Origin of the sequence: Nocardia yamanashiensis (assembly GCF_021183565.1) — a bacterium.
In the GTDB taxonomy this organism is placed as follows: Bacteria; Actinomycetota; Actinomycetes; order Mycobacteriales; family Mycobacteriaceae; genus Nocardia; species Nocardia yamanashiensis.
The window spans coordinates 908,940-933,045 of sequence record NZ_CP089226.1 but is presented as its reverse complement, the minus strand read 5'-3'; the positions used below and the strand labels follow the sequence as shown (position 1 = coordinate 933,045).

Genomic DNA, 24,106 nt, shown 5'->3' with positions numbered 1-24,106 from the left:
GAAATCAGACCGCTCAGGCGGTGACCGTGTAGCCCGCCGCGACGACCGCGTCGGCCACGGCGGAGCGATCCGCGGCCCCGTGCGCGGTCACCACACCGCTGTCCACATCGATATCGATCTCGGTCACGCCGGCGATCTTCCCGACCTCCGTGCGCACCTTGTTCGCACAGCAACCGCAGGTCATGCCCGTGACGGTGACAGTAGTGCTCATCGCGACTCCCTTTCCGCGGCGCCCCTCGGCCCGCGCCTCAAACCCTACCCCCCTACCGTATGTAGCAACGCGGCGGAACGCAAGCGATCGCGGCGCGGAAGCGGGTGATCGATCCAGCGCCCTTGATTACGGTTTGCTGGCGCCACGGTCACACTCCCGAATCGGAGTGTGAGTGTCGGGGGTCACGGGTAGTCTCCCGGTAGACAACTCGATCAGCGTGCCGGTGCGGGGGCCCGAAGGGGCTTCGTGGGGTAATTGCCCGGGCCTGTTCGCTTTCAGCGAAATCCCAGGTCGTGTTACTGAAAACACACGGGAAACTCCACGGGAACAAAGACCGCGCGCCGAACGTCTGACAGAGTAGTCATCAACCACTGCTGGGAAGTAGCGGTAGCGAGGTTCGCGAAGTGGATCGCGAACCCCCACACCAGGCGAATGGTGTGCGAGCACCAGGAGCCAGGACGGAGGAGTCATGCCAGGAACCCTGACAAGCACCCCACTGACCGCGGTCGATCGTTGCGACCGCTGCGGGGCGGCTGCGCGCGTGCGCGCAACCCTTCCCGCGGGTGGCGAGTTGCTCTTCTGCCAGCATCACGCCAATGAGCACATGGATCGTCTCCGTGAGCTCGAAGCCGTGATCGACACGGAGTCGGCACCGGCGCTTTAACAGCTCCTCCAAGCTCGAGGAGACCGTTCATCGGTAGTCAGGACCTCGAGTGCCCGCTCGAACAATTTCATCTTCCCAACAGAAAACCCGGCAGCGGGCGACCGAATAGGTCGCCCGCTGTTGCGTTTCCGGACGCAAGCGGCAGTCGGCACGACCTCGGTCATAGCCGAATCAAATGACGCGAACGACACTCCGGCTGTGACACGGGCCACAGGCTATGTGCGCGAATCGCTTCCGTTTGGATACAAAGGGTGCGTGCCGACCACCCTGCAAGCCACCTACCTGCCCGATCGTCATATGTTCGCGCTGTGGACCTGGACCGGTCACGGGCCCGAGAAGCCGCCGGGAGGTCTCGGTGAGCGGGACTCGATCGCCCTGGCGATCCCAGCCGCGGACGGGATCGCGGTCGGCGAGGTCGAATGCGCACTCGTGGAAGCGGATCGGTTCCCGGCGCTCACCCTGCCCGAGGCGGGAGAATCGGTTCGCCTGTGGCGAAACGCCTTCGACGGGGAGAGCGATCCGGCGGAACTGCCGCCCGCCGCGCACGCGGTGCCCAATGCCGCCGGGACCGCCATCGTGTCGGCCGTGCGGGCGGTACGAGCCCTGCGGGACACCCTGGCCGTCAGCGCGGAACTGCGCACCGGACTGAAGGCCGAGCTGCGGCCGTATCAGGCGCGCGGCATCACCTGGTTGCGCGAGACCGTGGCCGTGCACGGCGGGGCGGTGCTGGCCGACGAGATGGGTCTGGGCAAGACCGTGCAGGCGATCGGCTATCTGCTCGGGCGGGCGGGCGACGGGGCCCAACTGGTGGTGTGCCCGACCTCGCTGGTCGGCAACTGGGTGCACGAGATCCAGCGCTTCGCACCGGGACTGCGCGCCGTGGCCTGGCGGGGCGGGGAACTGCCCGCGGCCGCGGCGGGGACGGTGGTGGTGACCGGGTATCCGACCCTGCGCGGGCACGGGCAGGGATTGGCGGAGCAGCGCTGGACGAGTGTGGTTTTCGACGAGGCGCAGGTATTGAAGAATCCGCGCACCCAGGTCTCGAAGGCGGCGCGGGCCATCACCGCCGACGCGCGGGTCGCGCTGACCGGCACTCCGGTGGAGAACCATCTCGACGAGCTGTGGGCGCTGCTGAATCTGGTCGTGCCGCAGGCGTTCACGCACAAGGCGCAGTTCCGGCGGCGCTTCGTGAAACCCATTCACGAAGGATCGGCCGCGGCGGTGACCCGGCTGCGCGACGCCCTGGAGCCGATCCTGCTGGCCCGGCGCAAAGCCCAGGTCGCGGCCGCGCTGCCGCCCAAGATCCACACCGACCTGGTGTGCGACCTCACCGGCGAGCAGGAGAAACTCTACGATCAGCTGCTCGATCGCGCCGAGGCCGAAGGGTTCGGCAGTGGGGCGCAACGGCATACGCGGGTGCTGGCTGTGCTGACCGAGCTCAAGCAGGTGTGCAATCATCCGGGGCTGATCACCGGTGAGCTGGACGAATTGACCGGGCGCTCGGGCAAATTCGATGTGTGCGCCGACATCCTGGCCAACAATCTGGAGGCGGACGCGCCGACGCTGGTGTTCACGCAGTACCGGCGCACCGGGGAACTGCTGGTCCGGTATTGCGCCGAGGAGCTCGGGGTGACGGCTCCGTTCTTCCACGGCGGGCTGAATCAGGCCGAGCGGACCGATATCGTCACCAGGTTCCAATCCCCCGGCGGCCCACCGATTCTGATTCTCAGCCTGCGCGCGGCGGGCACCGGTCTCACCCTCACCCGGGCCGCCGACGTCATCCACTTCGACCGCTGGTGGAATCCCGCCGTCGAGGCGCAGGCGTCGGATCGCGCGCATCGCATCGGGCAGACCCGCACGGTCACCGTGACCACGCTGACCTCGGGCACCACCATCGAGGAACATATCGCGGGCATGCACGATCGCAAATCGGCGCTCACCGACCTGTCCGATACCGCCGGCATCGCCGAACTGGCCCGGCTCGACGACGAACGACTCCTCGAACTGCTACGCCGGAAGCGAGGCAACTGAGATGCCCGACAACGACTTCGGTTACACCCGCTGGGGCATGGACTGGGTCCGGTTGGCCGAACCGCTGAAGCTCAGCAAACCGGAACCGCTGCTCCCCCGCGCCCGCAGCGTGGCCCGTAATGTCGCACCGCAGCTGGAGATCAGCGGAACCACGGTGCGCGCGCACCTGCATCGCGGCTCGGAAGCCTCGGTCATCCACCTCGAATTCGCGCCGCTGGGCCGCGCGACCGTCGAAGCACTCAACGAACTCATCCCGCCCGGCACCCTCACCCTGAGCGATGAGCTTCGCGCCGCCGTCTCCGACGCGGGCATCACGGTGACCCCGCGCCTCGTCGCCTCCGACTGCTCGTGCCGAGCCCGCAACGACCGCTGCCTGCACGTGATCGTCCTGCTGTACACGCTCGCCCAGCGCGTGGACGAAAACCCCTGGCTGGCACTGGATCTCCAGGGCTACCGCAGCGGCGGAGCACCCGACGCCGAGACGAAGGCCACGGTCGCGCCCCCGCGCTGGACCCCGATCGACGTCCTGGACCCGGCAGCGTTCTTCGGCGGATGATCCGCCCGCGCGGGCCTCAAGGACGGCGGGCGCGGAAGCGGAACATGGTTGGGGCGGTGTCGATCTCGATATCGGTGAAGCCGATGCGGGTGAGGCGGTCGGTGAGGGTGGCAGGCGGGACCGGGACGCAGGTGTCGCCCAGGTGGATGAGGCGGAAGCCGAGACTGTCCAGGCCGTCGCTGCCCGCGAAGACCCCGTCGGGGCGCAGTACGCGGAAGGCTTCGGCGAACAGGTCGTCCTGCTGCGCCGGCGAGGGCACGTGGTGCAGCATGGTGAAGCAGACGACCGAGCTGAATTCCTTGTCCGGCAAGGGCATTGCGGTGCCGTCACCGTCGATCACGCGCACCTGGTCGCTCCGGCGCTTACGGAGCCGGGCAGCCAAGGCCGGATCGATCTCGAGACCGGACAGCACCGGGACCCGTTCGCGCAGGGTCGCGATATTCGCGCCGTAGCCCGGCCCGACTTCCAACGCGTTATCGCCCAGATCCAGGTCGCGCAGCGCCCACGGGACGATGCGGGTGGCGCTGGTCTTCTCCCAGGCACTGGAGCGGCAGAGCAGTTGGTGAAAGATGTTCATCCCCATGCCCGCAACGCTAGGCAGTACGACGCGCGACCGCGAGAGACTACACTGACAGATCATGTCGCTGAACGGTCAACCACGGGTGCTGGACGTGCCCGGCGGGCCCACCGCCATGGTGTTCGGGGCGGGCGCGCTGCCCGCGGGCCACTGGTTCGACGTGCACGAACATCCGCAGCACCAGATCGCCTGGGCCGCACGGGGTGTCCTATTGGTCGAAGCCGGCGGCGGGCAATGGGTGCTGCCGCCCACCCGCGCGCTATGGATCCCCGGCGGCATCCGGCACCGCACCGGCACCACCGTGGGCGCGATCATGCGCGGCATCTTCCTGGATCCGGCCCGCACCCCGATCCGTTTCCCCGCGCCGACCATGCTCCGCGTCAGCGCCCTGCTGCACGAACTCTTCGATCACCTCACCGCCGACACCACCGGCCCCGATCAGCGCGCCCGCGCCGAGGCCGTCGTCTTCGACCTGCTCGACCCGGTCGACGTCATCCCCATCGGCGCACCCATGCCCGTCGACCCGCGCGCCCGCCACGTCGCCGAAGCCCTCCTCACCAACCCCGCCGACCCCCGCTCCCTCGAAGGCTTCGCCCCCTCCGCCGCCGCCAGCCCCCGCACCCTGGCCCGATCCTTCCTCACCGACACCGGAATCACCTTCGGCCAGTGGCGAACCCAGATCCGCCTGGCCGCCTCCCTGCCCCTGCTGGCCGAGGGCCTGCCCATCGCCCGCATCGCCGAACGAGTCGGCTACGCCACCCCCAGCGCCTACGTAGCCGCCTTCCGCCGCGACGTCGGCGTCACCCCGGGCCGCTACTTCGCCCGCTGACCGCCGCACTCTTCCGCTCTGTCAGCTTGCTTCGCTACCCTCTGTGCCGCAAGCAAATTCGGAGGGGAAATGACCAAGAACACCGGGCCGACGTATGCCATTCACAACAGTAGTTCGAGCCGGGCCACCCGGAACACTCGCAGCTCGATCGGCGGCTGGCCCTACCTGGATCCGGGGCAGCCATGGCCCGAGTGCCGTTGCGGGAAGCAGATGGCCCTGTACTTCCAGATCCAACTGCCCGACTACATCCCGCATTTCGGCGGCGACCAACTGCTGATGTTCCTGTGCCCCGACGAGAACGACGCCGGTTTCTACCCGGAAGCCGGCCAGCTGCCGGAACGCTACTGGGACGACGCACCCGGCGCCGGCAGACCCTTCTGGCGAATCCTGCTGCAACGCAATGCCGTCCACGCCGATACACCCGACCCTCACTTCGAGCCCAGCAGACTGTACTGGAAGATCCGGCGCGATATCGCTCCCGGCGAACCGGCGGCGGGCTTCATTGTCGGCGGCACCCCGCAATGGGTCCAGGACCCTGAGCACTACCGCTGCGCCTGCGGCACCGACCTCGTCTTCCTGTGCCAGGTCCCCGAGGACTATCAGTTCCGCGACTACGCCATCCGCGGCAAGCACTTCCGCAGCGTCGAAGACGGCCTGTTCCTCGGCAACCAGGTCTACATCCTGGCCTGCCCTGCCCGTTGCGACCCGGCCGCCGCCTGGCCGGTCTGCCAGAACTGACCGGTCAGCCTCTGCTTCCCGCACGCCGAGCCCCAACCTGGACCGCGACCGCATCGCCTGCGAGAAGTAGCTGGACACGGTGACGGTGCAGCGGAACTGTCGGACCATCTCGCTACCGTCGACTGCATGGCGACTGCGCGATACTCCTTCTCGGCTGAGATCTGGGAGCACGATGGGCCCGCGTCGTGGCATTTCCTGAGCTTGCCGGAGGCGATCGCGGACGAGATCGAGGAGCGGTACGGCACGCAGGCCGGTGGGTTCGGGTCGGTCCGGGTGCGGGTGGTGATCGGCGAGAGCCGGTGGGCCACTTCGCTGTTCCCGGACCGTAAGCGAGCCACCTACGTGCTGCCGGTCAAGAAGCCCGTCCGGATCGCCGAAGGGATCGGGGCGGGCGACCTTGTCGCCGTGGACCTATCCGTCGTCGTCTGAGAGCGGATCTTTCCACGGCCGTTCGATCGGATCAGAGGCGGCGCAGGGCGGCGATGCGTTCGGTGAGCTGGTCGGCGGTGGCCAGAGCGGTTGGGGGGCCGCCGCATTCGCGGCGTAGGTCGCCGTGGATGACGCCGTGGGGTTTGCCGGTGCGGTGGTGGTGCATGGCGACCAGGGAGTTGAGTTCGCGGCGGAGTTCGCCGAGGCGGTCGGAGGTGGCGGCGCGTTCGGCGGCGGCCGCCACCTGGGGGCCGGATTCGACGGGGCGGGCGCTGCGGTCCTGGATCTGGCGGGCCTGGCGTTCGTTGAGCAGGGCGCGCATCTGGCTGGCGTCCAGCAGGCCGGGGATGCCGAGGTAGTCGGCTTCCTCGTCGCTGCCGGAGAAGGTGGCGGTGCCGAAGGAGTCACCGTCGTAGATGACCTGGTCCAGTTCGGCGTCGGCGGCGAGGGCTACGAACTTCTTCTCCTCCTCGCCCGGTTCGTCCTTCTGCTTGTTGGCGTCGGTGAGCAGCTCGTCCTCGAGCGAGCTCGCCTCGCGATGCGGTTTGCCGATGACATGGTCGCGCTGCACTTCCAGCTGGGCGGCCAGATCGAGCAGCACCGGAACGGACGGCAGGAAGACGCTGGCCGTCTCACCCGATTTGCGCGCACGCACGAATCGGCCGATGGCCTGGGCGAAGTAGAGCGGGGTGGAAGCGCTGGTGGCGTACACGCCGACCGCCAGGCGCGGCACGTCGACGCCCTCGGACACCATGCGGACGGCGACCATCCACGGGTCGGTGTTCTTGCTGAACTCCTCGATGCGATCCGAGGAACCGGGATCGTCGGAGAGCACCACGGTCGGTTTGCTGCCCGAGATGTGTTCCAGCAGTTCGGCGTAATCGCGCGCCTTGTCCTGGTCGGTGGCGATGACCAGCCCACCCGCATCGGGCATACCGGTGGCACGCAACTGACGCAGCCGGGTGTCGGCGGCGGTCAGCACCTTCGACATCCAGTCGCCGGCCGGATCGAGCGCGGTGCGCCAGGCGCGCGCGGTCTGCGCGGCGTCCAGGGGCTCACCGAGCCGGGCCGAGTACTCCTCGCCCGCGCTGTCCCGCCAATGCGCCTCACCCGAGTAGGCGAGGAACACCACCGGCCGCACCACGCCGTCGGCCAGCGCCTCGGAATACCCGTAGGTGTGGTCGGCGCGCGACTTCTCGAAACCGGACTCGTCGGGTTCGTAGACGATGAACGGGATCTTGGAATCGTCGGACCGGAACGGCGTACCGGTCAGCGACAGCCGCCGGGTGGCATCGCCGAACGCTTCCTCGACCGCCTCACCCCAGCTCTTGGCGTCACCGGCGTGATGGACCTCGTCCATGATCACCAGCGTGCGCCGGTTCTCGGTGCGCACCCGGTGCTTGAACGGGTGCGAGGCGATCTGCGCGTAGGTGACGACCACGCCGTGGTAGTCCGAGGACGTCGACCCGGTCGAATTGGAGAAGTTCGAGTCCAGCTGAATCCCGTTGCGCGCGGCCGAGGCCGCCCACTGGTGTTTGAGGTGCTCGGTCGGCGCCACCACCGTCACCTGATCGACCGTGCGGTCCGCCAGCAATTCGGCGGCCACGCGCAGCGCGAACGTCGTCTTACCGGCACCTGGCGTAGCGACGGCGAGGAAATCGCGAGGCTTGGTCGTCAGATACTTGGTAAGTGCCCTGCGCTGCCATGCACGTAACGAACCGCCACCACCCGAAGTCACTCGGTAGAGATTAGCGACCGGGACCGACTGCTTTCCAATCCGACACAGCCTCTTGTAGTGCGCCACGACACACACGGCACAAGTGCGCCACAACACAGCGCGGGTCCACACCCATTCGAAACCCTGGTACGCGATGCTGTAGCCACCATGAACGAGCAGGATCACCCCCCGCGACACCCCGACGCGCCCGCGCCGGACGCGCCCGCCGTGCGCATAGTCACACGTTTGCGCCACGCCGGGCAGCGCACCTGGGAGCTGATCGTGCACGTCGCGGTGAAGGCTTGGGACGATTCGATATTCGCCAAATCCGCCGCCGCGGCCTTCTGGCAGACGCTGTCGCTGGCCCCGCTGCTGCTCGGCCTGCTGGGCAGCCTCGGCTATGTCGGGCACTGGTTCGGGCCGAACACGGTGAACATCGTGGAAACCAAGATCATCGCCTTTGCCCGGAAGCTGTTCAGTCCCAGCGTGGTCGACGATCTGGTCGGCCCGACCGTGGTCGACGTGCTGCAACGCGGGCACGGCGGCGTGGTGTCGGTGGGTTTCGTGCTCTCGCTGTGGGCCGGCTCCTCGGCGATGGCCACCTTCGTCGACGCCATCACCGCGGCGCACGGGCAGGCGACCGCCCGCCATCCCGTCTGGCAGCGCATCTTCGCCCTGCTGCTGTATGTCGGCTTCCTGATCGCGGCGGTGCTGATCCTGCCGCTGGTGGCGCTGGGGCCCAGTCTGGTCGGGCGCGTATTGCCTTCGGGCTGGCGCGAACCCGGGCTGCGATTGATCGACGCCTTCTATTACCCCGGCACCGGATTCCTGCTGATCATCGGCTTGACCACGCTGTACAAGCTGGCGCTGCACCGCACCCTGCCCTGGCACCGGCTCTTCGGCGGGGCCTTGGTGGCGGGTGTGTTCTTCATGACCGCCAGCGAGGGCCTGCGCCGATACCTGGCCTGGGTGACCAAGACCGGCATCAGCTACGGCGCGCTGGCCACCCCCATCGCCTTCCTGCTGTTCACCTTCTTCCTGGGTTTCGCCGTGATTCTCGGGGCCGAATTCAATGCCAGCGTGCAGGAGTTCTGGCCCGCCCGCGCCACCCGGCTGTCCCAGTTCCGGATCTGGCTGGCGCGCCGTGGCGAGCGGTCCGACGATCCGCCGCCGCCTCCCCCGGCGGGCCAGTCGTCGGTCTCGACTAGTTTCATCGCGTAGCCGGGAGCGTTTCTGGAGGTAGCGGGAGTGGACGAGGCATATCTGGCGATTGCGGGATTCCTGCGGGAACGCCGGATGGCGGCGCGTCTGACCCGGGCCGAACTCGCCCGCAAGGCAGGGGTTTCCGAGGCGCTGATCCAGAAGCTCGAACAGGGCACCCGCCCGCCGACCTCGACGGCGCTGCACGCGCTCTTCCAGGCGCTGGACGTGCCGGCGGTGTATCGCGAATATGCGGCCATCGTGTTGCAACCCGAGCTGACGGCGATCTCCAATGGCATCGAACCGACCGAGGCCGAGCTGGATCTGCTCGACTGCCTGCCGCATCCGGCCTGCTATCAGCACGCGCCCGGGATGGATCTGATCGCGGCCAACGCGGCCTACCTGCGCGCGTTTCCGGGTCTGGTGCCCGGCCGCAACATCATCGAATGGTTCCTGAACGACCCGCGTTCACGGCTCGTGGTCGAGAACTGGGATCGCGAGGTGCATGTGCTGGTGCAGGCGTTCCGGCATATGGCGCCGGGCATCACGCCCCCGGAGCGCATCGAGGAGATCATCCGGATGTGCGAGCCGTCGCCGCACTGGCAGCGCCTGTGGTCGACCGACCTGCCCGGCGAGCTGATGCAATTCCGGCCGGTCCGCATCCGCCCGCCGGAAGGCGGCGAGTGGACGGCCATGCACGTGCACATCCTGCGCTGCGAGATCCCGCGCCGGGAGTGGTGCTTGTACACCATGATCCCGGTGCGATCCGATGCCATTCCACATACCGAGCGGTCTCCGAAAATCGGTTAGCTTTCTCCGGTAGTGGTTTCAGCAGTATCTGGAGGTCGTACGTGGACGAGTCGCATCTGGCTATCGCGGGATACCTCCGGGAACGCCGGAACACGCTGCGCCTGACCCGTGCCGAACTCGCTCGCAAGGCCGGTGTCTCGGAGGGCCTGATCCAGAAGCTGGAACAGGGTCGCCGGCCGCCGACCACGACGGCGCTGGCGGCGCTCTTCCAAGCGCTCGACGTGCCGCTCATGTATCGCGAATACGCCGCCATGGTGTTGCAACCCGAGCTCACCACCATTACCGGCGGCATTCCGGAACCGACGCGGGCGGAGCTGAACTTCCTGGAGAGCTTCCCGCATCCGGCCTGCTTCCAGACCGCGCCGGGCTTCGACCTGGTCGCCACCAATGCCGCCTATCGGCGCGCGTTCCCGGGGCTGCGCCGCGGGGCCAATATCCTCGAATGGTTCCTGCTGAGCCCGCACGCGCGATCGGTCTTCGCGAGCTGGGAGCGCGAGACGCATCGGATGGTGCAGGCGTTCCGGCATATGGGGCCCGGGCAGATCGCGCCGGAACGCATCGAGGAGATCATCGCGGCCTGTGCGCCCGCCCCGGACTGGCAGCGGTTCTGGGCGACCGATATCGATCCCGCCGAGATGGATTGGCGGCCGCTGCGGATCCGGCCCGCCGACGGGGACGGCGCATGGATCGATATGCAGCCGCACCTGCTGCGCTGTGAGATGCCGCGCCGCGAGTGGTACATGTACTCGATGGTGCCGTGCACCGGCGATCCGGAGTTATTCGGCGCGTAGCAGCGGCTGGGTGGAGCAGCGGAACGCGCCGCCGAAGATCCGCGATACCGAGAAGTCGATGTATTCGACTGTGACGCCGCGCTTTTCGAGTTCCTTGCCGACGCGCTCGAACTCCGGATCGGTGATGTAGGTGTGCGCGTCGATGGGCAGGCCGTTGGTTGCCATGGCGGCGGCTTCGTCCTCGCTGACCTCGATGCGCTCCCAGTCGCGCAGAGGTGCGGGGAGGCCGTCCGGGAGCCGGTCGGGGCAGGCGATGAGCAGGCCGTCGCGGACCAGTCCTATGGCGCAGTCCAGGTGCAGGACGTGGGCGGGCAGGCGGACCGTGGTGACGGTGAATCCGAAGGGCCGCAAGTACTTCGAGAGCCAGGCGATGCCGAGTTCGTCGGTGGCCATACCGGAGAGGCCGACGAAGATCTGCTTGCCCAGCACCAGGACGTCGCCGCCCTCGAGGAACGGCCCGGGACCGGCTTGACCGAGGGGCGCCAGCTCGGGCCGCAGCAGCGAAACATACTGTGCCGCAGACGACATCACGCGATCGAGCAACAGCTGCCGACTGGGGAGCACCTCCAAGCGGCGGTGCGGGAATTGCAGGACGCCTTCGATCACGTGATCGCCGACCGTGAACCAGGGGTCGCGGACGAAGAAATTGGCGTAGCCGGTCGGGCCGGCGGCGGCCTTCTCCACGTCGGTGAACAGGCGCGGGCGCAGCACCTCGACGCCGTGGCGGGTCAGCACGGCGGCCAGTTCGTCGCGTTCGGCTTCCCATTTCCGCTGCTTGCCGGGGTAGACCGCGCCGAAGTCCTTGCCCCACACCGCTTCCAGAATGCCGACCGCGCCGGGTTCCACGGGCATCGAATGGCCGAAGACGGCGGCGTCGGCCGGGGCGCGGAATTCGCTCTGGGAGACGACCACGGTGCGCAGCGGGGCGAACTCACTCTCCACATGAACCTGCAAAGAATCAGCAACCATGTAGACGAGGGTAGTACTCCCAGATAGTGGTGACCCGGAGCGTGCGTGAGGACACATCGCTATGGTTGTCGGCATGGCGACCGGCAAACGCGTGAATCTGGCGCTGGGCAGCGGTGGGGCGCGCGGCTACGCGCATATCGGCGTGATCGCGGAGCTGGAGGCGCGCGGCTACGAGATCGCGGGGGTGGCGGGCTCGTCCATGGGAGCGCTGGTCGGCGGACTGTACGCGGCCGGGCGGCTCGGCGAATTCACCTCCTGGGCAACGACACTCGGGCAGTTCGAGGTGGTGCGGCTGCTCGATCCGGCGCTCACCGAACCCGGGGTGATCCGGGCTGCGAAGATTCTCGACCGGATTCGGGAACTGCTCGGGGAACTGCGGATCGAGGACCTGCCGATGCCGTACCTGGCGGTGGCGACGGACCTGAGCGCGGGGCGCTCGATCTGGTATCAGCGCGGGGACCTCGACAGCGCCATCCGGGCGTCGATCTCCATACCCGGATTCATCACGCCGGTGCTGGTCGACGGGCATGTACTGGTGGACGGCGGGGTGCTCGATCCGCTGCCGGTGGTGGCCACGCTGGCGCTCGGGCCCGCCGATCTCACCATCGCCGTGGATCTGTCCGGGCCGCCGGATCCGGTGTACGACCGGGAGCAGCCGCGCACCAACTGGTTCCGGCAGTGGTGGCGGCCCACCGCACAACCGCAGGCGCTCACCAGCATTCGCGCCACCGATGTGGCCCAGCGCGCCATCGATCTGATGCTGGCGGCGCTGACCCGGCAGCATCTGGCCGCGCATCCGGCGGATCTGGTGATCGAGATCCCGCAGAACGTGTGCGGCACCATGGATTTCCATCGCGCCGAACCGATCATCGCGCAGGGCCGGGCCTTGGCGGCCGCGGCCCTGGACACCCTGGCCTAGTCCTTGCCGCGACCGGCGCGGATCTCGAAGGCCCAGTTGTAGCGGCGGGCGATCTCGGAGATGCCCGCGCCGGGACGCCCGGCGGGCGGGCGGATGAAGGTGCATTCGCGGCGCACCACCATCTCGCCGTTGATGTTCTCGATGGTGGCCAGCACCGCGTCGCGCGAATCGTCGACGCAGCCGCCCAGCGTCAATTCGATGGGCAGGCTGTTGACCGGATACATGGTGGCCGTGGCCTCCACGCCGCGGAAGTCCCGGGCGCCCTCGTAGATCGAGGTGAAGATGAGAATGCGCTTGAAGAACTTGGTGTAATCCAGGTTGATGTCGATGTTCTCGCCGCTCGCGCTGGAACCGGTGCGGTCGTCGTGGTCGAGCTGGATGAACGGCGGATTGTGCAGATCGCCGAAGCGGCGGTCCAGGGCGCGCACGGAACCGATGGCGCCGTTGACCAATTCGTAGAAGCAGCACAGATCCAGATCGATGCCGCCGTTGCCCGCCTTGCGCCCGCCGAACAGGCCGCGCTTGTTGCTGGTCCAGTTCAGGTTGAACCGCATGGTGCCGCCGGTCGCGCCGGATTTGGTCAGCGAGACGGTGGGGGCTTCCTTGGTCAGGGAGATCTTGGTGAGGCTGACCGGAGGTGTGGGGGGTTGGGGTGCGGGCGGGGTGAACGGCTGGGGTGCCGGAGTGGACGGCTGCGGCGGGGGCGGTGCCTGCTGCGGCGGGGTGAAGGGCTGCGGCGGCTGCGTATATGGCTGCGGCGGCTGCGGATACGTCGGCTGGGGCGGTTGGGTATACGGCTGCGGCGGCTGCGAGTACGTCGGTTGCGGGGGCTGCGTGTGAGCCGGCTGCGGCGGGTAGGTCGGCTGCGGCGGCTGGGTATGCGTCGGCTGCGGCGCGAAGGTCGGCTGCGGCTGCTGCGTGTAATTCGGCTGCTGCGGCGGATATGTCGGCTGCGGCGGTTGCGCGTAATTGGGCTGCGGCGGAGTATGCGTCGGCTGCGGCGGCTGAGTATAAGGCTGCGGCGGCGTGAACGGCTGCTGCGGCGGGGCGTACGGCTGCGGGGCGGCGGGCGCGTCGTCCACGGAGATGCCGAAATCGGTTGCCAGCCCAGCCAGCCCGGTGTTGTACCCCTGACCGACCGCCCGGAACTTCCACGCCCCCTGCCGGCGATACAACTCACCGAGCACGAACGCGGTCTCCACACCGGCGGTGGGCTCGAACCGCGCCACCTCGGCGCCGCCCATCGCATCCACCACCCGCACATACAACCCGCGGAACTGTGCGAACGTCCCACCATCCGCCGACGCCGCGATCACGATGGTCTCGATCTGCGGCTCCACCCGTCCCAGATCCACGGCAAGCGCATCGACCACCCACGGCCCCTGCTGCTTCCCCTCGTGCCGCACCGCCCCCGAACCGTGCACCGGCTGGTTGTAGAACACGAAGTCGCCATCGGACCGGACCTTCCCCCCGACGAGCAACAACGCGGACCCATCCGCATCGGGAACCCCCGGCCCCGCCTGCCACCCCAGTTCGACGCGAACAGCACTCATCGGCACCGGAACATTGGCGCCCTTCATCATCGACACGCTTGCCAACCTATACGACGCGCCGCGGCCGGGACCGAGTTCCCGCGGCCGGATCAGAGCACCGCGGGAGCCGCAGCGGTGACCAGGCGGCGCAGCCAGCGCTCGGCCCGGGCGGCATCCGCGGCGAGGTGGTCGGCCAGGTCGGCTTCGACCGGATGCATCGAGGGCGACCAGCTCGGGATCGCCAGCACGCGCATGCCCGCGGCGTGCGCCGAGCGGATACCGGCGGCCGAATCCTCCACCGCCACACAGGATGACGGATCCACGCCGAGCCGCGCGGCCGCGTGCAGCCACGGCGCGGGATGGGGTTTGGTTTCGGGCTGATCCTCCCGGGTGATGACGACGCCCAACGCCGGACGCAATCCGAAATGGTCGAGCGCGGCGTGCACGAACCGGCGCGGGGACGCCGAAACCACCCCTGTCACAGTGCTGTTCATCGCCGTGGCCAGCAGCGCTTCCACGCCGGGCAGCAGCGCGATCTGCCCGGCGTGGATCCGCGCGACCATCGCATCCACGCACTCGGCGACCACGCGGTCTGCCTCGACGCCGCAGACCGCCGCGAGATGGTCGGCCCAGTCACCGTGTCCGTGAGTGCGGTGCCGGTCGGCGTCGGTCCAGGTGTGGCCGTGGCGGGCCGCGTATTCCGACCAGCAGCGATCCCACGGATCCATGGTCGCGGCGAGCGTGCCGTCCAGGTCGAACAGGACGGCTGCGACGGCCCCGGTCATGCCGTTCCGGAGCACCGCGCGATGAGCTGATCGATCGAAATCAGTTTCAGGCCATGGGTATCGGCGAACACGCGCAATTCCGGCAGCCGCATCACCGAACCGTCGTCGTGACACACCTCGCTGATCACCGCCACCTGCGCCAGCCCCGCCAGCCGCAGCAACTCCACGCTCGCCTCGGTGTGACCCTGCCGGGCCGCCAGCCCCCGTGGGTGCGCACGCAACGGGAACACATGCCCCGGCCTTTGCAGATCTCCCGCCACGGTGCCCGGATGCGCCAGCGCCCGGAAGGTCGCGGCCCGATCGGCGGCGCTGATGCCCGACACCACGCCGGCCACCGCGTCGACGGTCACGGTGAACGCGGTCTGCTTCTCGTCCTCGTTCCCTTCGGTCATCAACGGCAGTCCCAGCCGGTCCGCGCGCTCGGCGGCCATCGGCGCGCACACCACGCCGCCGGTGTAGCGGATGAAGAACCCCAGCAGTTCCGGGGTGGCCAGCTCGGCAGCCATGATCAGGTCGCCTTCGTTCTCGCGCTGCTCGTCATCGACCACGATCACCGCACGGCCCGCGGCGATCTCCCGCACGGCGTCGTCGAGATCGTCGAAGAGATTCGCTTGGTTCCGGGTGCTGGTAGCAACGGCCATCGTCAGTGGTCTCCGTCCCGATCGTGGAGGGAATCACGCACACAACGGAGCCGAGACTAGACGAAACAAGATCAATTGCCGGGTCTGCGGCGCGCGCCACGCCCGGCGGCGTTCAGTTCGCGACGTGAACGTGCGCGTTGATGAACCCTTGGCGGTCAGCGGCGGAGGGAGCGGCGGTAGCCGGCGGGGGTGGTGGCGGTGGCGGCGCGGAGGTGGGTGCGGAGGGCGGTGACGCTGCCGAAGCCGGATTGGGTGGCTACGACTTCTATTGGGAGGTCGGTGGTTTCGAGGAGTTCGCGGGCGCGGGCGGTGCGCTGGGCTTCGAGCCAGCGGCGGGGGGTGGTGCCTACTTCTTGTTTGAAACGGCGGATGAAGGTGCGGTCGCTCATCAGGGCGTGGCGGGCGAGGGCGGAGATGGAGGTGACCTCGGTGGGGTTGGCGGCGGCCCAGGCGAGGGTGGCGGCGAGGCCGCCGGTGGTGGAGGTGGGGAGGGCGTCCGGGATGTATTGGGCCTGACCGCCTTCGCGGTGTGGGGCGGCGACGTTCCAGCGGGCCAGGTCGGCGGCGGCGCTCGCGCCGAGTTCGCGGCGGACTATGTGCAGGCAGAGGTCCAGGCCGGCGGAGAGGCCGGCGGAGGTGAGGATGTCGCCGTCGTCGATGTAGAGGGCGTGGGGGTCGAGTTTCACTGCCGGGAACATGGCGGCGAAGTCGTCGCAGTAGGCCCAGTGGGTGGTGGCGGGGCGATGGTCGAGCAGGCCGGCCTGGCCGAGGACGAACGCGCCGACGCAGATACTCACGATGGTGGCGCCGCGTTCGGCGGCGGCGCGCAGGGCGTCCAGGGCGGCGTCCGGAACGGGAAATGTCGGCAACCCGGTGCCCGGCACCACGACGATGTCCGCGCCGTCCAGGGCTTCCAGCCCCTCCTCGACGCGCAGATCGAACCCGTTGGGCGTCCACACCGGCCCCGGCCGCACCCCGCAGGTCCGCATCTCGAACCCGCTCGGCTCCCCGAACTTTCCCGGCCCGTGCCGGAAAGCCTGCACGGCACAGGCCAGATCGAACGTCATGACGCCGTCCAATGCCAGCGCGGTCACCTGCCTCACCGCCCCAGTTTGGCACGAATCCGAGCATCCCTGGCATTCGTGCCACTCGTCCGGCGCGCGACCGGCCGATTGACTGGACAGCGACATCGCCCGCAGATCCAAGGAGTTCACCGTGGCCGCATCGACCGCACTCGACTGGGACTGGGCCACCAGCACCGGCGGCGCCCTCACCCCCGCCCAGCGCCGCCACCTCACCGCCGCTTTCGTCAAGGCCGCCCCCACGGTGCTCCCCGGCCGGTTGAAGATCGCCCTGGGCCGCCGCGGCCGTGGCCGGCTGGACTTCGCCGGCCTGCGCCTGCCCGATTCCGCCCTGGCCAAAGCCGCCGAAACCGAAGCCCGCGAAACCCTTTCCGACGCCATCCTCGAACACTCGTTCCGCACCTACTATTTCGGCCGCGTCCTGGCCACCCTCGACGGCGCCCCCTACGACGACGAACTCGTCTACGTCTCCAGCCTCCTGCACGACATCAGCCTCGAATCCCCCACCCCCGGCAGATGTTTCGCAGTCCGAGGCGGCGAACACGCCGTAAATTTCGCCACCCGCCACGGCGCCACCCCCGACCGCGCCCGGGCAATCGGCGCCGCCATCGCCGCCCACCTCACCCCCGGCGTAGCCGCAAACCTCTCCGACCCAGGCGGTTTCGTCTCCGCCGGCGCCTCCGCCGACGTAATCGGAGCCCGCATATCCGACCTGTCCCCCACCTGGATAACCGAACTCCTCCACCACCACCCCCGCCACAACTTCAAACACCACATCACCACCGCCTTCCGAGCCGAAGCCGCAGCCGTCCCCCACGGCCGCACCAAATGGCTCCTCAACTCCGGCTTCGACCCCCTCATCCGCCTGTCCCCCTTCCCCGAATAGCCCAACCTCATCGTCGAGGCTCGGCAATATCGACGAACCCGGTCGCCCAGCGGGCATAGGTGCCCTCCGGACTGATGGTGATCACGTCCATCCGCTGCACGAGGTCAGCCGGGACCTGCTCGCCGTCGAAGTGCCCCACACCCGGCACGATGACCGCTTCGGCGGCGAGAGCCGTCGCACGCCGCTTCAACCGTTGCAATGGGCTGCTCGCCGATGATCGAAGGATGATGATCTCCGCGAGGTCGTAGCCCAGGCGTTCGGCCAGGCGGCGAATCGCGGCTTCATCCCATGCCTGCTGAATCCCCGACACATCGGATCGCAGATATCCGAGTGCGGTAGGCCGGAATCGCATGTCGTCCTTCCTTCGCGTGTCGTTTCGAATTGGGTCGTGCACAGCCAGATTCGCTGGGCAACCGGGGACTTCGCGACCACCGGATAGGACTTCACCGGACGTCTGAACACGTTTACACTCGTCCCGAAACGTCCCCTCGGCGATGGGCAGACCATGGCTAACGAGCGACTCCGGACTGCGCTACTTCACAACGGACTGACGCCCCAGGCAGTGGCCTCATCGCTGCAAGTCGATGCGAAGACGGTCGAGCGATGGATCACCAAAGCCCGGGTGCCCTACCCGAAGCACCGCTACGCGCTCGCCGCGTTACTCCGCGAGCCGGAAGATGCCCTGTGGCCGGAAGTTTCGCCGCGTCGGCAGTACGCGGACGTGGAAGCGATATTCACGACCCGCGCCGAGTTCACGCAGGCGATGCCGCCACGGATGCTGTTCGACGGCGCCGCGCACATCGATATCGCCGGGCTTTCACTGAATCTGCTGTGCCAGCAGTATTCCGACGGCGATCTCCTCCATCTGGTCACCTCTGGCACGATCGTTCGATGCCTGTTTCTCGAGCCCGGCGGCAGGCACATTCTCGCCCGGGAGGAGGAAGAGGGACACAATCCCGGGGTTCTGACCAGTCTGACGGAGCTCAACATTCGGTCGCTCGCGCGGCTGCGGAACAGAATTCCGGACGAGGGTGGCGGGGCCATTCTGATGCGGACCTATGATGCGCCGGTGAGATTCAACATCACGATCGTCGATCGGCGAATCTGTGTTGTGCAGCCGTATCTGCCGAATGCGAGAGGGGTGGAATCTCCAACGTTCGTGACGCGGCGCAGCGACCGGGCCGGGATGTTCGATACGTTCAGCCAAGTCTTCGAAGCTGTTTGGGCCGGCGGGAAGGAGATTGCCGCGCGATGACATGCGACATGGCGGGCATGCTGGAGATTGCTCGGCAGGCTGTGGGCTTCGGGGCCGACCGTCTCATGAATGCCGAGCCCGGCGATATTCGACGGAAGAGTGATCGGGACTTCGTTACCGACCTCGATGTGCGAATTCAGGGGGTGATTCGGCAGTTTCTCGAGGAGAGGACACCTGGGATCGGGTTTCTCGGCGAGGAAGGGCAGGGGTCGCTCGTCGAGTCCGTGGGCAGTGGCGCGGTGTGGGTGCTGGACCCCATCGATGGGACCTCGAATTTCATTCATGGGCTGCCGCTTTCGGCTGTATCGCTCGCGCTGGTCGAGCGGGGAGTGCCTGCGGTCGGGGTGATCGCCGCGCCGTTCCTCGGGCTCGAATACCGGGCGGTGCGGGGGTGCGGTGCGTATTCGGGGGATCGGCGGATGGTGTGCAGCGGTCGCGGTGCGCTCGGTGAATCCATTGTCTCGCTGGGGGATTATGCCGTCGGTGTCGATGCCGATCGGAAGAACCGGCGGCGGATTGCGTTGGCGGCGGCGCTGGCCGCTGCTGCCGAGCGGGTGCGGATGTTCGGGTCGGCCGCGTTGGATTTGGCGTGGGTGGCGGAGGGGCGGACGGAGGGGTGCGTTATTCATTCCAACAAGCCGTGGGATACCGCTGCGGGGGTTTTGATCGCGCGGGAGAGTGGCGCGTTGGTGACGGATTCCGCTGGGCGAGCCCATGATTTCGGATCGGCCGACACTGTCGCGGCGGCGCCGGGGATTCAGGGGGAGCTGCTCGAGCTGATCAGAGTTTCCGGGTTGTAAAGCGGCAGCTTCCGGGCTATATAGCGAATGTCTCTCGTGGTGATGGTGCGCACTCGAGGGGGGTGATGGGCGGTGGGTTTATTAGGGTTCCGGGAACTGCGTTTTCGACGAAGGGGTATTTCTGATGAGCACCGCGGGACGGCATCGGCGGGTATCGCAGCGGTCGGTTGCGCTTCGGACCGTGGTGGTGAGTGTGCCGTCGGCTGTTGCGGTGGTGAGTGCGGCGGGGACCGCGAGCGCGGATCCGGCGGCGGTGGTGAGTGTTCGGGCCGAGGGGGTGCAGCCGGGGGTGCAGGCGGTTGGTTCGAGTGCGCAGCCTGCGCCGGCGGTGCAGTCGATCGCTTACTTCCTGCCGGAAAGTGTTGTGCCGATGGCTGAGAGCTCGGCTCCGGCGGCTGTGGTCGCCGATGCTGCGGCGCGGCCGGTGGCGCTCTATACGCCGCAGGACAATGGTGCGGTGATCGGCGGCGGGATCGGGACGGCGACGGGCGCGGTTCTGGGTGGGGTCGGCGGCGGGCTGGCTGGGATAGCTATCGGCGCTATTGCGGGTGGGCTGATCGGGTCGGTGCCGGGGGCCGCTATCGGCGCGGTGATCGGTGGCGTGATCGGGGCGGGGCTCGGCGGGACGGCGGGCGCCGGCACCGGCGGGGTGGCCGGTGCGGCTACGGGCGCCGGAATCGCGACCAATGACCTTGCCGCGTTTCCTTATATCCTCTGAGCTGTTCCTCGAATCGGTATTCAGTCCTTTTCGGACGGGTCGAGCCGGCGGCGGGCAAGCTGCGTGACGCCGTTGTATCCGTAGCTCTCGCCGTCGAGTTCATAGAGTGCGACGTACGCGGCGGCGGGCAGTGGACCGAGCCGGTCCGACAGCAGCGCGTAGGCGTGCTCGATGAAGGCCGCTTTCTCCGCGGCGGTATTGGTGCCCGCGGTAATACTGACTTCCAAGTGCGCCCCGGTCGCCTGTTCGGGCTCGGCGGCGACGAACCAGGTATCACCCGGGACCAGGTTCACGTGGACCACCGTCACTTCGGGTTCCTTGTGCAGATCCTTTTCCAGGAGAGCGGTGATACCCGCGGCCAGACCGGCCCGGACGTCGGTGGGGATCTCGGTATTCGCGATGGTCAAGCGAGCGAAAGGCATTGTCGCCAACTCCAATTCGTTGTTCGGTGGGGGTGGTCAGCGGCCGAGCACGAGCGCGGCGTTGTGGTCGAGGACCCGGGCGGCGTCCGCCGGCGGCAGCGCGTCCTGGATGGAGGTCACCGCGCGGCGCAGCAGATCACCGCTCTGATAGGGGAAGTCGGTGCCGAGGACGAGGCGGTCCGCTCCGAAGGATTCGGCGGCCGCGCGCACCGCGGGCAGGTGACCGTGGCTGACGGTGTCGAACCACATCCGCCGCGCGGCGACACTCGGCTGCTCCGGGGTGCCGGGTGATTCCCAGGCGTACTGGTTGTCGGCGCGTTGCAGCAGCATCGGCAGCGCACCGCCCAGATGGGACAGCACGATGCGAATGCGCGGATAGCGCAAGGGTATTCCGGCCAGGATCAGCTGCATGGCGGCGATGGTGTCCTCCATGGGCGCGCCGACCATCCACCGCATGTGATGCTCGGCGATGAGCGGGGTGCACGCGTCATGGCCGGAGGGGTGGACGTAGAGCACGGCGGCACGGCGATCGAGTTCCTCGAACAGCGGCGTGAACAGCGGATCGGCCAGGGAGCGCCCGAGGATGTCGGTGGTCACCGCGACCCCCGCCATACCGAGATCGTCCAGGCCGCGCGCCATTTCGGTCAGGGCGGCGTCGAGATGCGGCAGCGGCAGCGCGGCGAACGCCGAGAATCGGGCGGGATGGCGCTGGACGATGTCGGCGTAGAAATCGTTCGCGACCCGGGCGGCGTGCCCGGCATGGTCCGGGTTGTCGAAGTGCGGGCTCTGCGGGGTGACCGAGAGCACCTGGTGCTCGATGCCGGCCGAATCATTGAGTGCGAACCGCGATTCCAGCTCGGCGGCGGTATCACCGGCGCCCATGCCGCGCTGTGTGGCGGTGTCGGTGCGTCCGTAGGCGTCGAGCAGGTCGAGATAGGTCTCGCTCCACAGGTGGGCATGAATATCGATGCGCACGAGAACGCTCCCTCGCGTGTGGGTCGGAACAGTCCTGCCCGTGAACCCGGTGGGCAGACGCGAACTTGCTCGCGCTTCACCACGCTATGACCGGAGAGAGCTTCGGCATGGGGACAGAACACGCCACGGTGCGGACCCGACGAGACAGTGCGACCGGATGGAACTATCGAATGCCGTTCACAGCTCGGTGGTTCGGGGTGGGGCGGTGACGGTCAGGTCGGGGAGCGGGCCGGTGTGGCGTTCGATTTCGACCAGGGACAGCTGGCCGGTGCAGCCTTGGCTCAGGCGGGAAGCGCCGCGGTCGTTGGTGACGGCGTTGGGGTTGCCGTGGCGGCAGTGAGTCGGGTCGGCGGGGTCGGGGTCATACCAAGCGCCCGTGGACAATTGGGCGATGCCGGGGCGGACCGCATCGTCGATGGCGAGGCCGGCCAGGCAGCTCCCGCGGTCGTTGTAGATGCGGACGATGTCGCCGGTGGCGAGACCGCGGGCGGCGGCGTCCTCGGGGTGCAGCCGAACCGGTTCGCGGCCGCGGATTTTGGTGGATTGGCTGTGATCGCCGATGTCGAGCTGGCTGTGGAGTTTGGTGCGGGGCTGGTTGGCTACCAGTTGGAGGGGAAAGCGGGCGGCGAGTGGGCTGCCCAGCCACTCGTCGGGTTCGCGCCAGACGGGATGACCGGGGCAGTCGTCGTAACCGAAACTCGCGATGGTTTCGGAGAAGATCTCGATGCGCCCGCTCGGGGTGTGCAAGGGATGAGACACGGGGTCGGCGCGGAAATCGGCGAAGGCGATGTGTTCTTCGGCTTCCAACGGCAGTTCGATGGCCTCGCCGGACCAGAAGGCGTCGAAGTCGGGAAGCGTGTGCCCTTTGGCGAGCAGGCGGGTACGCCATTCCTCGTAGAGGTAACGCAACCATTCGCCGGTGGTGCGCCCGCCCGTGAATTCCTTTCCGACACCGAGCCTTTCGGCCAGTTCGGCGAACATCCAATAGTCGTCGCGAGCCTGCCCGTGCGGGGTGGTCAGCGCCGGCATCGGGAAGAAGAAACGGTCACCTTCACCGGCCCCGTAGTCGTCGCGTTCGATAGTCATCGTCGCGGGCAACACGATATCGGCGTGGCGGGCGGTGGCCGACCAGAACGGGTCGTGCACCACCACGGTGTCGGGCCGGGCGAAGGCGGTGCGCAGACGAGCCAGGTTCTGATGGTGATGGAACGGATTACCGCCCGCCCAATACACCAGTTTGATGTCCGGGTACGTGCGGTGTTCGCCGTTGTATTCGTATGCGCCGCCGGGGTTCAGGAGCATATCGGCGATCCGGGCGACCGGAATGTAATCGTCGACAGGATTCGCGCCCTGCGGCAGCCGCGGCGGTGAGGTGAGCCGCACGGCCAGCCCGACATTGGCGGCCGAGCCGTAACCATGGCCGAAACCCCCACCGGGCAAACCGATCTGGCCCAGCATGGCGGCCAGGACCACACCGAGCCAGAGCGGCTGTTCACCGTACTGCGCGCGCTGCAACGACCAGCTGACCGTGATGAATGTCCGGGTGCTCGCCATTTCCCGGGCCAGCCGCCGAATCCGTTCGGCCGGAACGCCGGTGATGGATTCGGCCCATTCCGGATCCTTCACCTGCCCGTCCACGCCCCCGCGCAGATACTCGGCGAACCGCGCGTACCCGACGGTGTAGGTATCGAGAAACTCGTTGTCCGCCAGCCCTTCCGAGTCCAGCACCTGCGCCAGCGCGAGCATGAACGCGGCATCGCTGCCCGGTCGCGGCGCGATCCATTCGGCCTGCGCCTCGCCCGGAATGTCATCGCGCAAGGGGCTGACGGTGACGAACCGGCACCCATTGGCCCGCGCGGTCTCGATCCACCCCCGCGTATCGTGCCGCGACACCCCACCGGGTGAGACGGCCGAATTCTTCGGCGACAATCCCCCGAACGCCACCACCAGCTTCGAATGCCCGGCCAGCACCGACTTGGTGGTGGCCCGCGCCATGATGGTCCCCATATCGGCGAGGATGTGCGGCAACAGCACCGTCGACGCCCCCAGGCTGTAGCTGTTGCGGTGCGAGACGTATCCGCCCAGGCAGTTCAGGAACCGATGCACCTGACTCTGCGCGTGATGGAACCGTCCCGCGCTGGCCCACCCGTAGGACCCGCCGTACACCGCCTCGCCCCCGTATTCGCGATACACCCGCGCCAGTTCCCCGGCCAGCAGGTCCAGCGCCGTCTCCCACGTCACCGGCACGAACTCGTCCGCACCCCGCGCGCCGGGCCCCGGTCCGTGCTCGAGCCACCCCCGCCGCACATACGGCTGATCCACCCGCGTCGGATGATGCTGCGCCGAAGCCACATTGGATATCAGCGGGGTGGGCTCCGGATCGCCCCGCCACGGCCGCACCTCGGTCAGCCGGGCGCCGTCGCTGCTCGCCTCGAATGCTCCCCAATGCGTCAGATGCGTAGCCATCAACTCAACATACGCCTGCCCGCCGACGGGCACGCCCGCATGATTTCCCCCGGTCGAGTGGTGATTACCGATCCCGGATGGACCACTTCGCTCCGGTGCGCGG

Annotated in this window: 26 protein-coding genes; 14 read left to right on the top strand and 12 right to left on the bottom strand. The window is 68.1% G+C overall.

What is annotated here, in order from left to right:
• Positions 1–13: 13 nt before the first annotated feature.
• Positions 14–211, bottom strand: coding sequence for a heavy-metal-associated domain-containing protein (locus LTV02_RS04335; protein WP_067707382.1), 198 nt, complete (start codon positions 209–211; stop codon positions 14–16).
• Positions 212–680: 469 nt separating this feature from the next.
• Between LTV02_RS04335 and LTV02_RS04330 the strand changes: the two genes are divergently transcribed.
• The 3 genes from LTV02_RS04330 (at position 681) to LTV02_RS04320 (ending at position 3,462) form a co-directional block, all read left to right on the top strand.
• Positions 681–875: a DUF7455 domain-containing protein gene (locus LTV02_RS04330; RefSeq protein WP_033087939.1), complete on the top strand. Its 195-nt coding sequence runs from the start codon at positions 681–683 to the stop codon at positions 873–875.
• A 297-nt stretch (positions 876–1,172) separates the two neighbouring features.
• On the top strand, positions 1,173–2,906 hold the full coding sequence (locus LTV02_RS04325) for a DEAD/DEAH box helicase (protein ID WP_233041472.1): 1,734 nt from the start codon (positions 1,173–1,175) through the stop codon (positions 2,904–2,906).
• A gap of 1 nt (position 2,907) precedes the next feature.
• The gene (locus LTV02_RS04320; protein WP_233038628.1) at positions 2,908–3,462 is read left to right on the top strand and encodes an SWIM zinc finger family protein; all 555 of its coding nucleotides are present in this window, start codon (positions 2,908–2,910) and stop codon (positions 3,460–3,462) included.
• A 16-nt stretch (positions 3,463–3,478) separates the two neighbouring features.
• Here the strand turns inward: LTV02_RS04320 and LTV02_RS04315 are convergent, their stop codons facing one another.
• Positions 3,479–4,045 carry a class I SAM-dependent methyltransferase gene (locus tag LTV02_RS04315; protein ID WP_233038627.1) on the bottom strand — a complete coding sequence of 189 codons (567 nt, stop codon included), beginning with the start codon at positions 4,043–4,045 and terminating at the stop codon, positions 3,479–3,481.
• Positions 4,046–4,100: 55 nt separating this feature from the next.
• On the opposite strand from LTV02_RS04315, the gene LTV02_RS04310 reads away from it, so the two are divergent.
• From LTV02_RS04310 to LTV02_RS04300, 3 genes are all read left to right on the top strand, one after another.
• Complete coding sequence (locus LTV02_RS04310; RefSeq protein ID WP_233038626.1) at positions 4,101–4,868, top strand: AraC family transcriptional regulator; 768 nt, start codon at positions 4,101–4,103, stop codon at positions 4,866–4,868.
• 69 nt (positions 4,869–4,937) lie between these two features.
• Positions 4,938–5,606 (top strand): DUF1963 domain-containing protein, encoded by a 669-nt coding sequence (locus LTV02_RS04305; RefSeq protein ID WP_233038625.1) that lies wholly within the window; start codon positions 4,938–4,940, stop codon positions 5,604–5,606.
• A 126-nt stretch (positions 5,607–5,732) separates the two neighbouring features.
• Positions 5,733–6,035, top strand: coding sequence for a DUF1905 domain-containing protein (locus LTV02_RS04300; RefSeq protein ID WP_233038624.1), 303 nt, complete (start codon positions 5,733–5,735; stop codon positions 6,033–6,035).
• Between the two features lie 31 nt (positions 6,036–6,066).
• On the opposite strand, the gene LTV02_RS04295 is transcribed toward LTV02_RS04300, so the two are convergent.
• On the bottom strand, positions 6,067–7,773 hold the full coding sequence (locus tag LTV02_RS04295; RefSeq protein ID WP_233038623.1) for a DEAD/DEAH box helicase: 1,707 nt from the start codon (positions 7,771–7,773) through the stop codon (positions 6,067–6,069).
• A 147-nt stretch (positions 7,774–7,920) separates the two neighbouring features.
• Here LTV02_RS04295 and LTV02_RS04290 point away from each other — a divergent pair, with 147 nt between their 5' ends.
• The 3 genes from LTV02_RS04290 to LTV02_RS04280 are packed head-to-tail and all read left to right on the top strand — an operon-like array spanning position 7,921 to position 10,553.
• On the top strand, positions 7,921–8,973 hold the full coding sequence (locus LTV02_RS04290; RefSeq protein ID WP_233038622.1) for a YihY/virulence factor BrkB family protein: 1,053 nt from the start codon (positions 7,921–7,923) through the stop codon (positions 8,971–8,973).
• A 27-nt stretch (positions 8,974–9,000) separates the two neighbouring features.
• The gene (locus tag LTV02_RS04285; RefSeq protein WP_233038621.1) at positions 9,001–9,762 is read left to right on the top strand and encodes a helix-turn-helix domain-containing protein; all 762 of its coding nucleotides are present in this window, start codon (positions 9,001–9,003) and stop codon (positions 9,760–9,762) included.
• A gap of 41 nt (positions 9,763–9,803) precedes the next feature.
• Positions 9,804–10,553 carry a helix-turn-helix domain-containing protein gene (locus tag LTV02_RS04280; protein WP_233038620.1) on the top strand — a complete coding sequence of 250 codons (750 nt, stop codon included), beginning with the start codon at positions 9,804–9,806 and terminating at the stop codon, positions 10,551–10,553.
• On the opposite strand, the gene LTV02_RS04275 is transcribed toward LTV02_RS04280, so the two are convergent.
• Complete coding sequence (locus LTV02_RS04275; protein ID WP_233038619.1) at positions 10,539–11,522, bottom strand: dimethylarginine dimethylaminohydrolase family protein; 984 nt, start codon at positions 11,520–11,522, stop codon at positions 10,539–10,541. The two genes, LTV02_RS04280 and LTV02_RS04275, sit on opposite strands and share 15 nt — an antisense overlap.
• Positions 11,523–11,595: 73 nt before the next feature.
• On the opposite strand from LTV02_RS04275, the gene LTV02_RS04270 reads away from it, so the two are divergent.
• The gene (locus tag LTV02_RS04270; protein ID WP_157575201.1) at positions 11,596–12,441 is read left to right on the top strand and encodes a patatin-like phospholipase family protein; all 846 of its coding nucleotides are present in this window, start codon (positions 11,596–11,598) and stop codon (positions 12,439–12,441) included.
• Here the strand turns inward: LTV02_RS04270 and LTV02_RS04265 are convergent.
• The 4 genes from LTV02_RS04265 to LTV02_RS04250 all read right to left on the bottom strand — a co-directional run bounded on the left by LTV02_RS04265 (position 12,438) and on the right by LTV02_RS04250 (position 16,466).
• A complete protein-coding gene (locus LTV02_RS04265) occupies positions 12,438–14,024 on the bottom strand; it encodes a TerD family protein (RefSeq protein WP_233041471.1) in 1,587 nt (528 codons plus the stop codon). The genes LTV02_RS04270 and LTV02_RS04265 overlap by 4 nt on opposite strands.
• 59 nt (positions 14,025–14,083) lie before the next feature.
• Complete coding sequence (locus LTV02_RS04260; protein WP_233038618.1) at positions 14,084–14,758, bottom strand: HAD family hydrolase; 675 nt, start codon at positions 14,756–14,758, stop codon at positions 14,084–14,086.
• Positions 14,755–15,399 carry a 3,4-dihydroxy-2-butanone-4-phosphate synthase gene (ribB, locus tag LTV02_RS04255; protein ID WP_233038617.1) on the bottom strand — a complete coding sequence of 215 codons (645 nt, stop codon included), beginning with the start codon at positions 15,397–15,399 and terminating at the stop codon, positions 14,755–14,757. The genes LTV02_RS04260 and ribB overlap by 4 nt, the downstream gene beginning before the upstream one ends.
• Before the next feature lie 155 nt (positions 15,400–15,554).
• Positions 15,555–16,466 carry a GlxA family transcriptional regulator gene (locus LTV02_RS04250; RefSeq protein WP_332909591.1) on the bottom strand — a complete coding sequence of 304 codons (912 nt, stop codon included), beginning with the start codon at positions 16,464–16,466 and terminating at the stop codon, positions 15,555–15,557.
• Between the two features lie 148 nt (positions 16,467–16,614).
• Between LTV02_RS04250 and LTV02_RS04245 the strand changes: the two genes are divergently transcribed.
• Positions 16,615–17,367 carry an HD domain-containing protein gene (locus LTV02_RS04245; RefSeq protein ID WP_233038615.1) on the top strand — a complete coding sequence of 251 codons (753 nt, stop codon included), beginning with the start codon at positions 16,615–16,617 and terminating at the stop codon, positions 17,365–17,367.
• Positions 17,368–17,374: 7 nt separating this feature from the next.
• On the opposite strand, the gene LTV02_RS04240 is transcribed toward LTV02_RS04245, so the two are convergent.
• Positions 17,375–17,719, bottom strand: a complete 345-nt coding sequence (locus LTV02_RS04240) for a hypothetical protein (RefSeq protein WP_233038614.1) — start codon at positions 17,717–17,719, stop codon at positions 17,375–17,377.
• Positions 17,720–17,929: 210 nt separating this feature from the next.
• Between LTV02_RS04240 and LTV02_RS04235 the strand changes: the two genes are divergently transcribed.
• From LTV02_RS04235 to LTV02_RS04225, 3 genes are all read left to right on the top strand, one after another.
• Entirely contained in the window at positions 17,930–18,622 is a 693-nt protein-coding gene (locus tag LTV02_RS04235; protein ID WP_233038613.1) for a DUF5919 domain-containing protein, read from the top strand.
• Positions 18,619–19,422 (top strand): inositol monophosphatase family protein, encoded by an 804-nt coding sequence (locus LTV02_RS04230; protein ID WP_233038612.1) that lies wholly within the window; start codon positions 18,619–18,621, stop codon positions 19,420–19,422. The genes LTV02_RS04235 and LTV02_RS04230 overlap by 4 nt, the downstream gene beginning before the upstream one ends.
• A 124-nt stretch (positions 19,423–19,546) precedes the next feature.
• Complete coding sequence (locus LTV02_RS04225) at positions 19,547–20,140, top strand: hypothetical protein (protein ID WP_233038611.1); 594 nt, start codon at positions 19,547–19,549, stop codon at positions 20,138–20,140.
• Positions 20,141–20,160: 20 nt separating this feature from the next.
• On the opposite strand, the gene LTV02_RS04220 is transcribed toward LTV02_RS04225, so the two are convergent.
• The 3 genes from LTV02_RS04220 to LTV02_RS04210 all read right to left on the bottom strand — a co-directional run bounded on the left by LTV02_RS04220 (position 20,161) and on the right by LTV02_RS04210 (position 24,003).
• Positions 20,161–20,562 carry a tautomerase family protein gene (locus LTV02_RS04220; protein WP_233038610.1) on the bottom strand — a complete coding sequence of 134 codons (402 nt, stop codon included), beginning with the start codon at positions 20,560–20,562 and terminating at the stop codon, positions 20,161–20,163.
• Between the two features lie 36 nt (positions 20,563–20,598).
• Complete coding sequence (locus LTV02_RS04215; protein WP_233038609.1) at positions 20,599–21,537, bottom strand: amidohydrolase family protein; 939 nt, start codon at positions 21,535–21,537, stop codon at positions 20,599–20,601.
• A 177-nt stretch (positions 21,538–21,714) separates the two neighbouring features.
• Positions 21,715–24,003, bottom strand: a complete 2,289-nt coding sequence (locus LTV02_RS04210; RefSeq protein ID WP_233038608.1) for a molybdopterin guanine dinucleotide-containing S/N-oxide reductase — start codon at positions 24,001–24,003, stop codon at positions 21,715–21,717.
• Between the last annotated feature and the right edge of the window lie 103 nt (positions 24,004–24,106).

Coding starts and splice junctions, on each gene's coding strand:
- LTV02_RS04335 (WP_067707382.1), bottom strand. CDS start 211: ATGAGCACTACTGTCACCGTCACGGGCATGACCTGCGGTTGCTGTGCG.
- LTV02_RS04330 (WP_033087939.1), top strand. CDS start 681: ATGCCAGGAACCCTGACAAGCACCCCACTGACCGCGGTCGATCGTTGC.
- LTV02_RS04325 (WP_233041472.1), top strand. CDS start 1,173: ATGTTCGCGCTGTGGACCTGGACCGGTCACGGGCCCGAGAAGCCGCCG.
- LTV02_RS04320 (WP_233038628.1), top strand. CDS start 2,908: ATGCCCGACAACGACTTCGGTTACACCCGCTGGGGCATGGACTGGGTC.
- LTV02_RS04315 (WP_233038627.1), bottom strand. CDS start 4,045: ATGGGGATGAACATCTTTCACCAACTGCTCTGCCGCTCCAGTGCCTGG.
- LTV02_RS04310 (WP_233038626.1), top strand. CDS start 4,101: ATGTCGCTGAACGGTCAACCACGGGTGCTGGACGTGCCCGGCGGGCCC.
- LTV02_RS04305 (WP_233038625.1), top strand. CDS start 4,938: ATGACCAAGAACACCGGGCCGACGTATGCCATTCACAACAGTAGTTCG.
- LTV02_RS04300 (WP_233038624.1), top strand. CDS start 5,733: ATGGCGACTGCGCGATACTCCTTCTCGGCTGAGATCTGGGAGCACGAT.
- LTV02_RS04290 (WP_233038622.1), top strand. CDS start 7,921: ATGAACGAGCAGGATCACCCCCCGCGACACCCCGACGCGCCCGCGCCG.
- LTV02_RS04275 (WP_233038619.1), bottom strand. CDS start 11,522: ATGGTTGCTGATTCTTTGCAGGTTCATGTGGAGAGTGAGTTCGCCCCG.
- LTV02_RS04270 (WP_157575201.1), top strand. CDS start 11,596: ATGGCGACCGGCAAACGCGTGAATCTGGCGCTGGGCAGCGGTGGGGCG.
- LTV02_RS04265 (WP_233041471.1), bottom strand. CDS start 14,024: ATGATGAAGGGCGCCAATGTTCCGGTGCCGATGAGTGCTGTTCGCGTC.
- LTV02_RS04260 (WP_233038618.1), bottom strand. CDS start 14,758: ATGACCGGGGCCGTCGCAGCCGTCCTGTTCGACCTGGACGGCACGCTC.
- ribB (WP_233038617.1), bottom strand. CDS start 15,399: ATGGCCGTTGCTACCAGCACCCGGAACCAAGCGAATCTCTTCGACGAT.
- LTV02_RS04250 (WP_332909591.1), bottom strand. CDS start 16,466: ATGACGTTCGATCTGGCCTGTGCCGTGCAGGCTTTCCGGCACGGGCCG.
- LTV02_RS04240 (WP_233038614.1), bottom strand. CDS start 17,719: ATGCGATTCCGGCCTACCGCACTCGGATATCTGCGATCCGATGTGTCG.
- LTV02_RS04230 (WP_233038612.1), top strand. CDS start 18,619: ATGACATGCGACATGGCGGGCATGCTGGAGATTGCTCGGCAGGCTGTG.
- LTV02_RS04225 (WP_233038611.1), top strand. CDS start 19,547: ATGAGCACCGCGGGACGGCATCGGCGGGTATCGCAGCGGTCGGTTGCG.
- LTV02_RS04220 (WP_233038610.1), bottom strand. CDS start 20,562: ATGCCTTTCGCTCGCTTGACCATCGCGAATACCGAGATCCCCACCGAC.
- LTV02_RS04210 (WP_233038608.1), bottom strand. CDS start 24,003: ATGGCTACGCATCTGACGCATTGGGGAGCATTCGAGGCGAGCAGCGAC.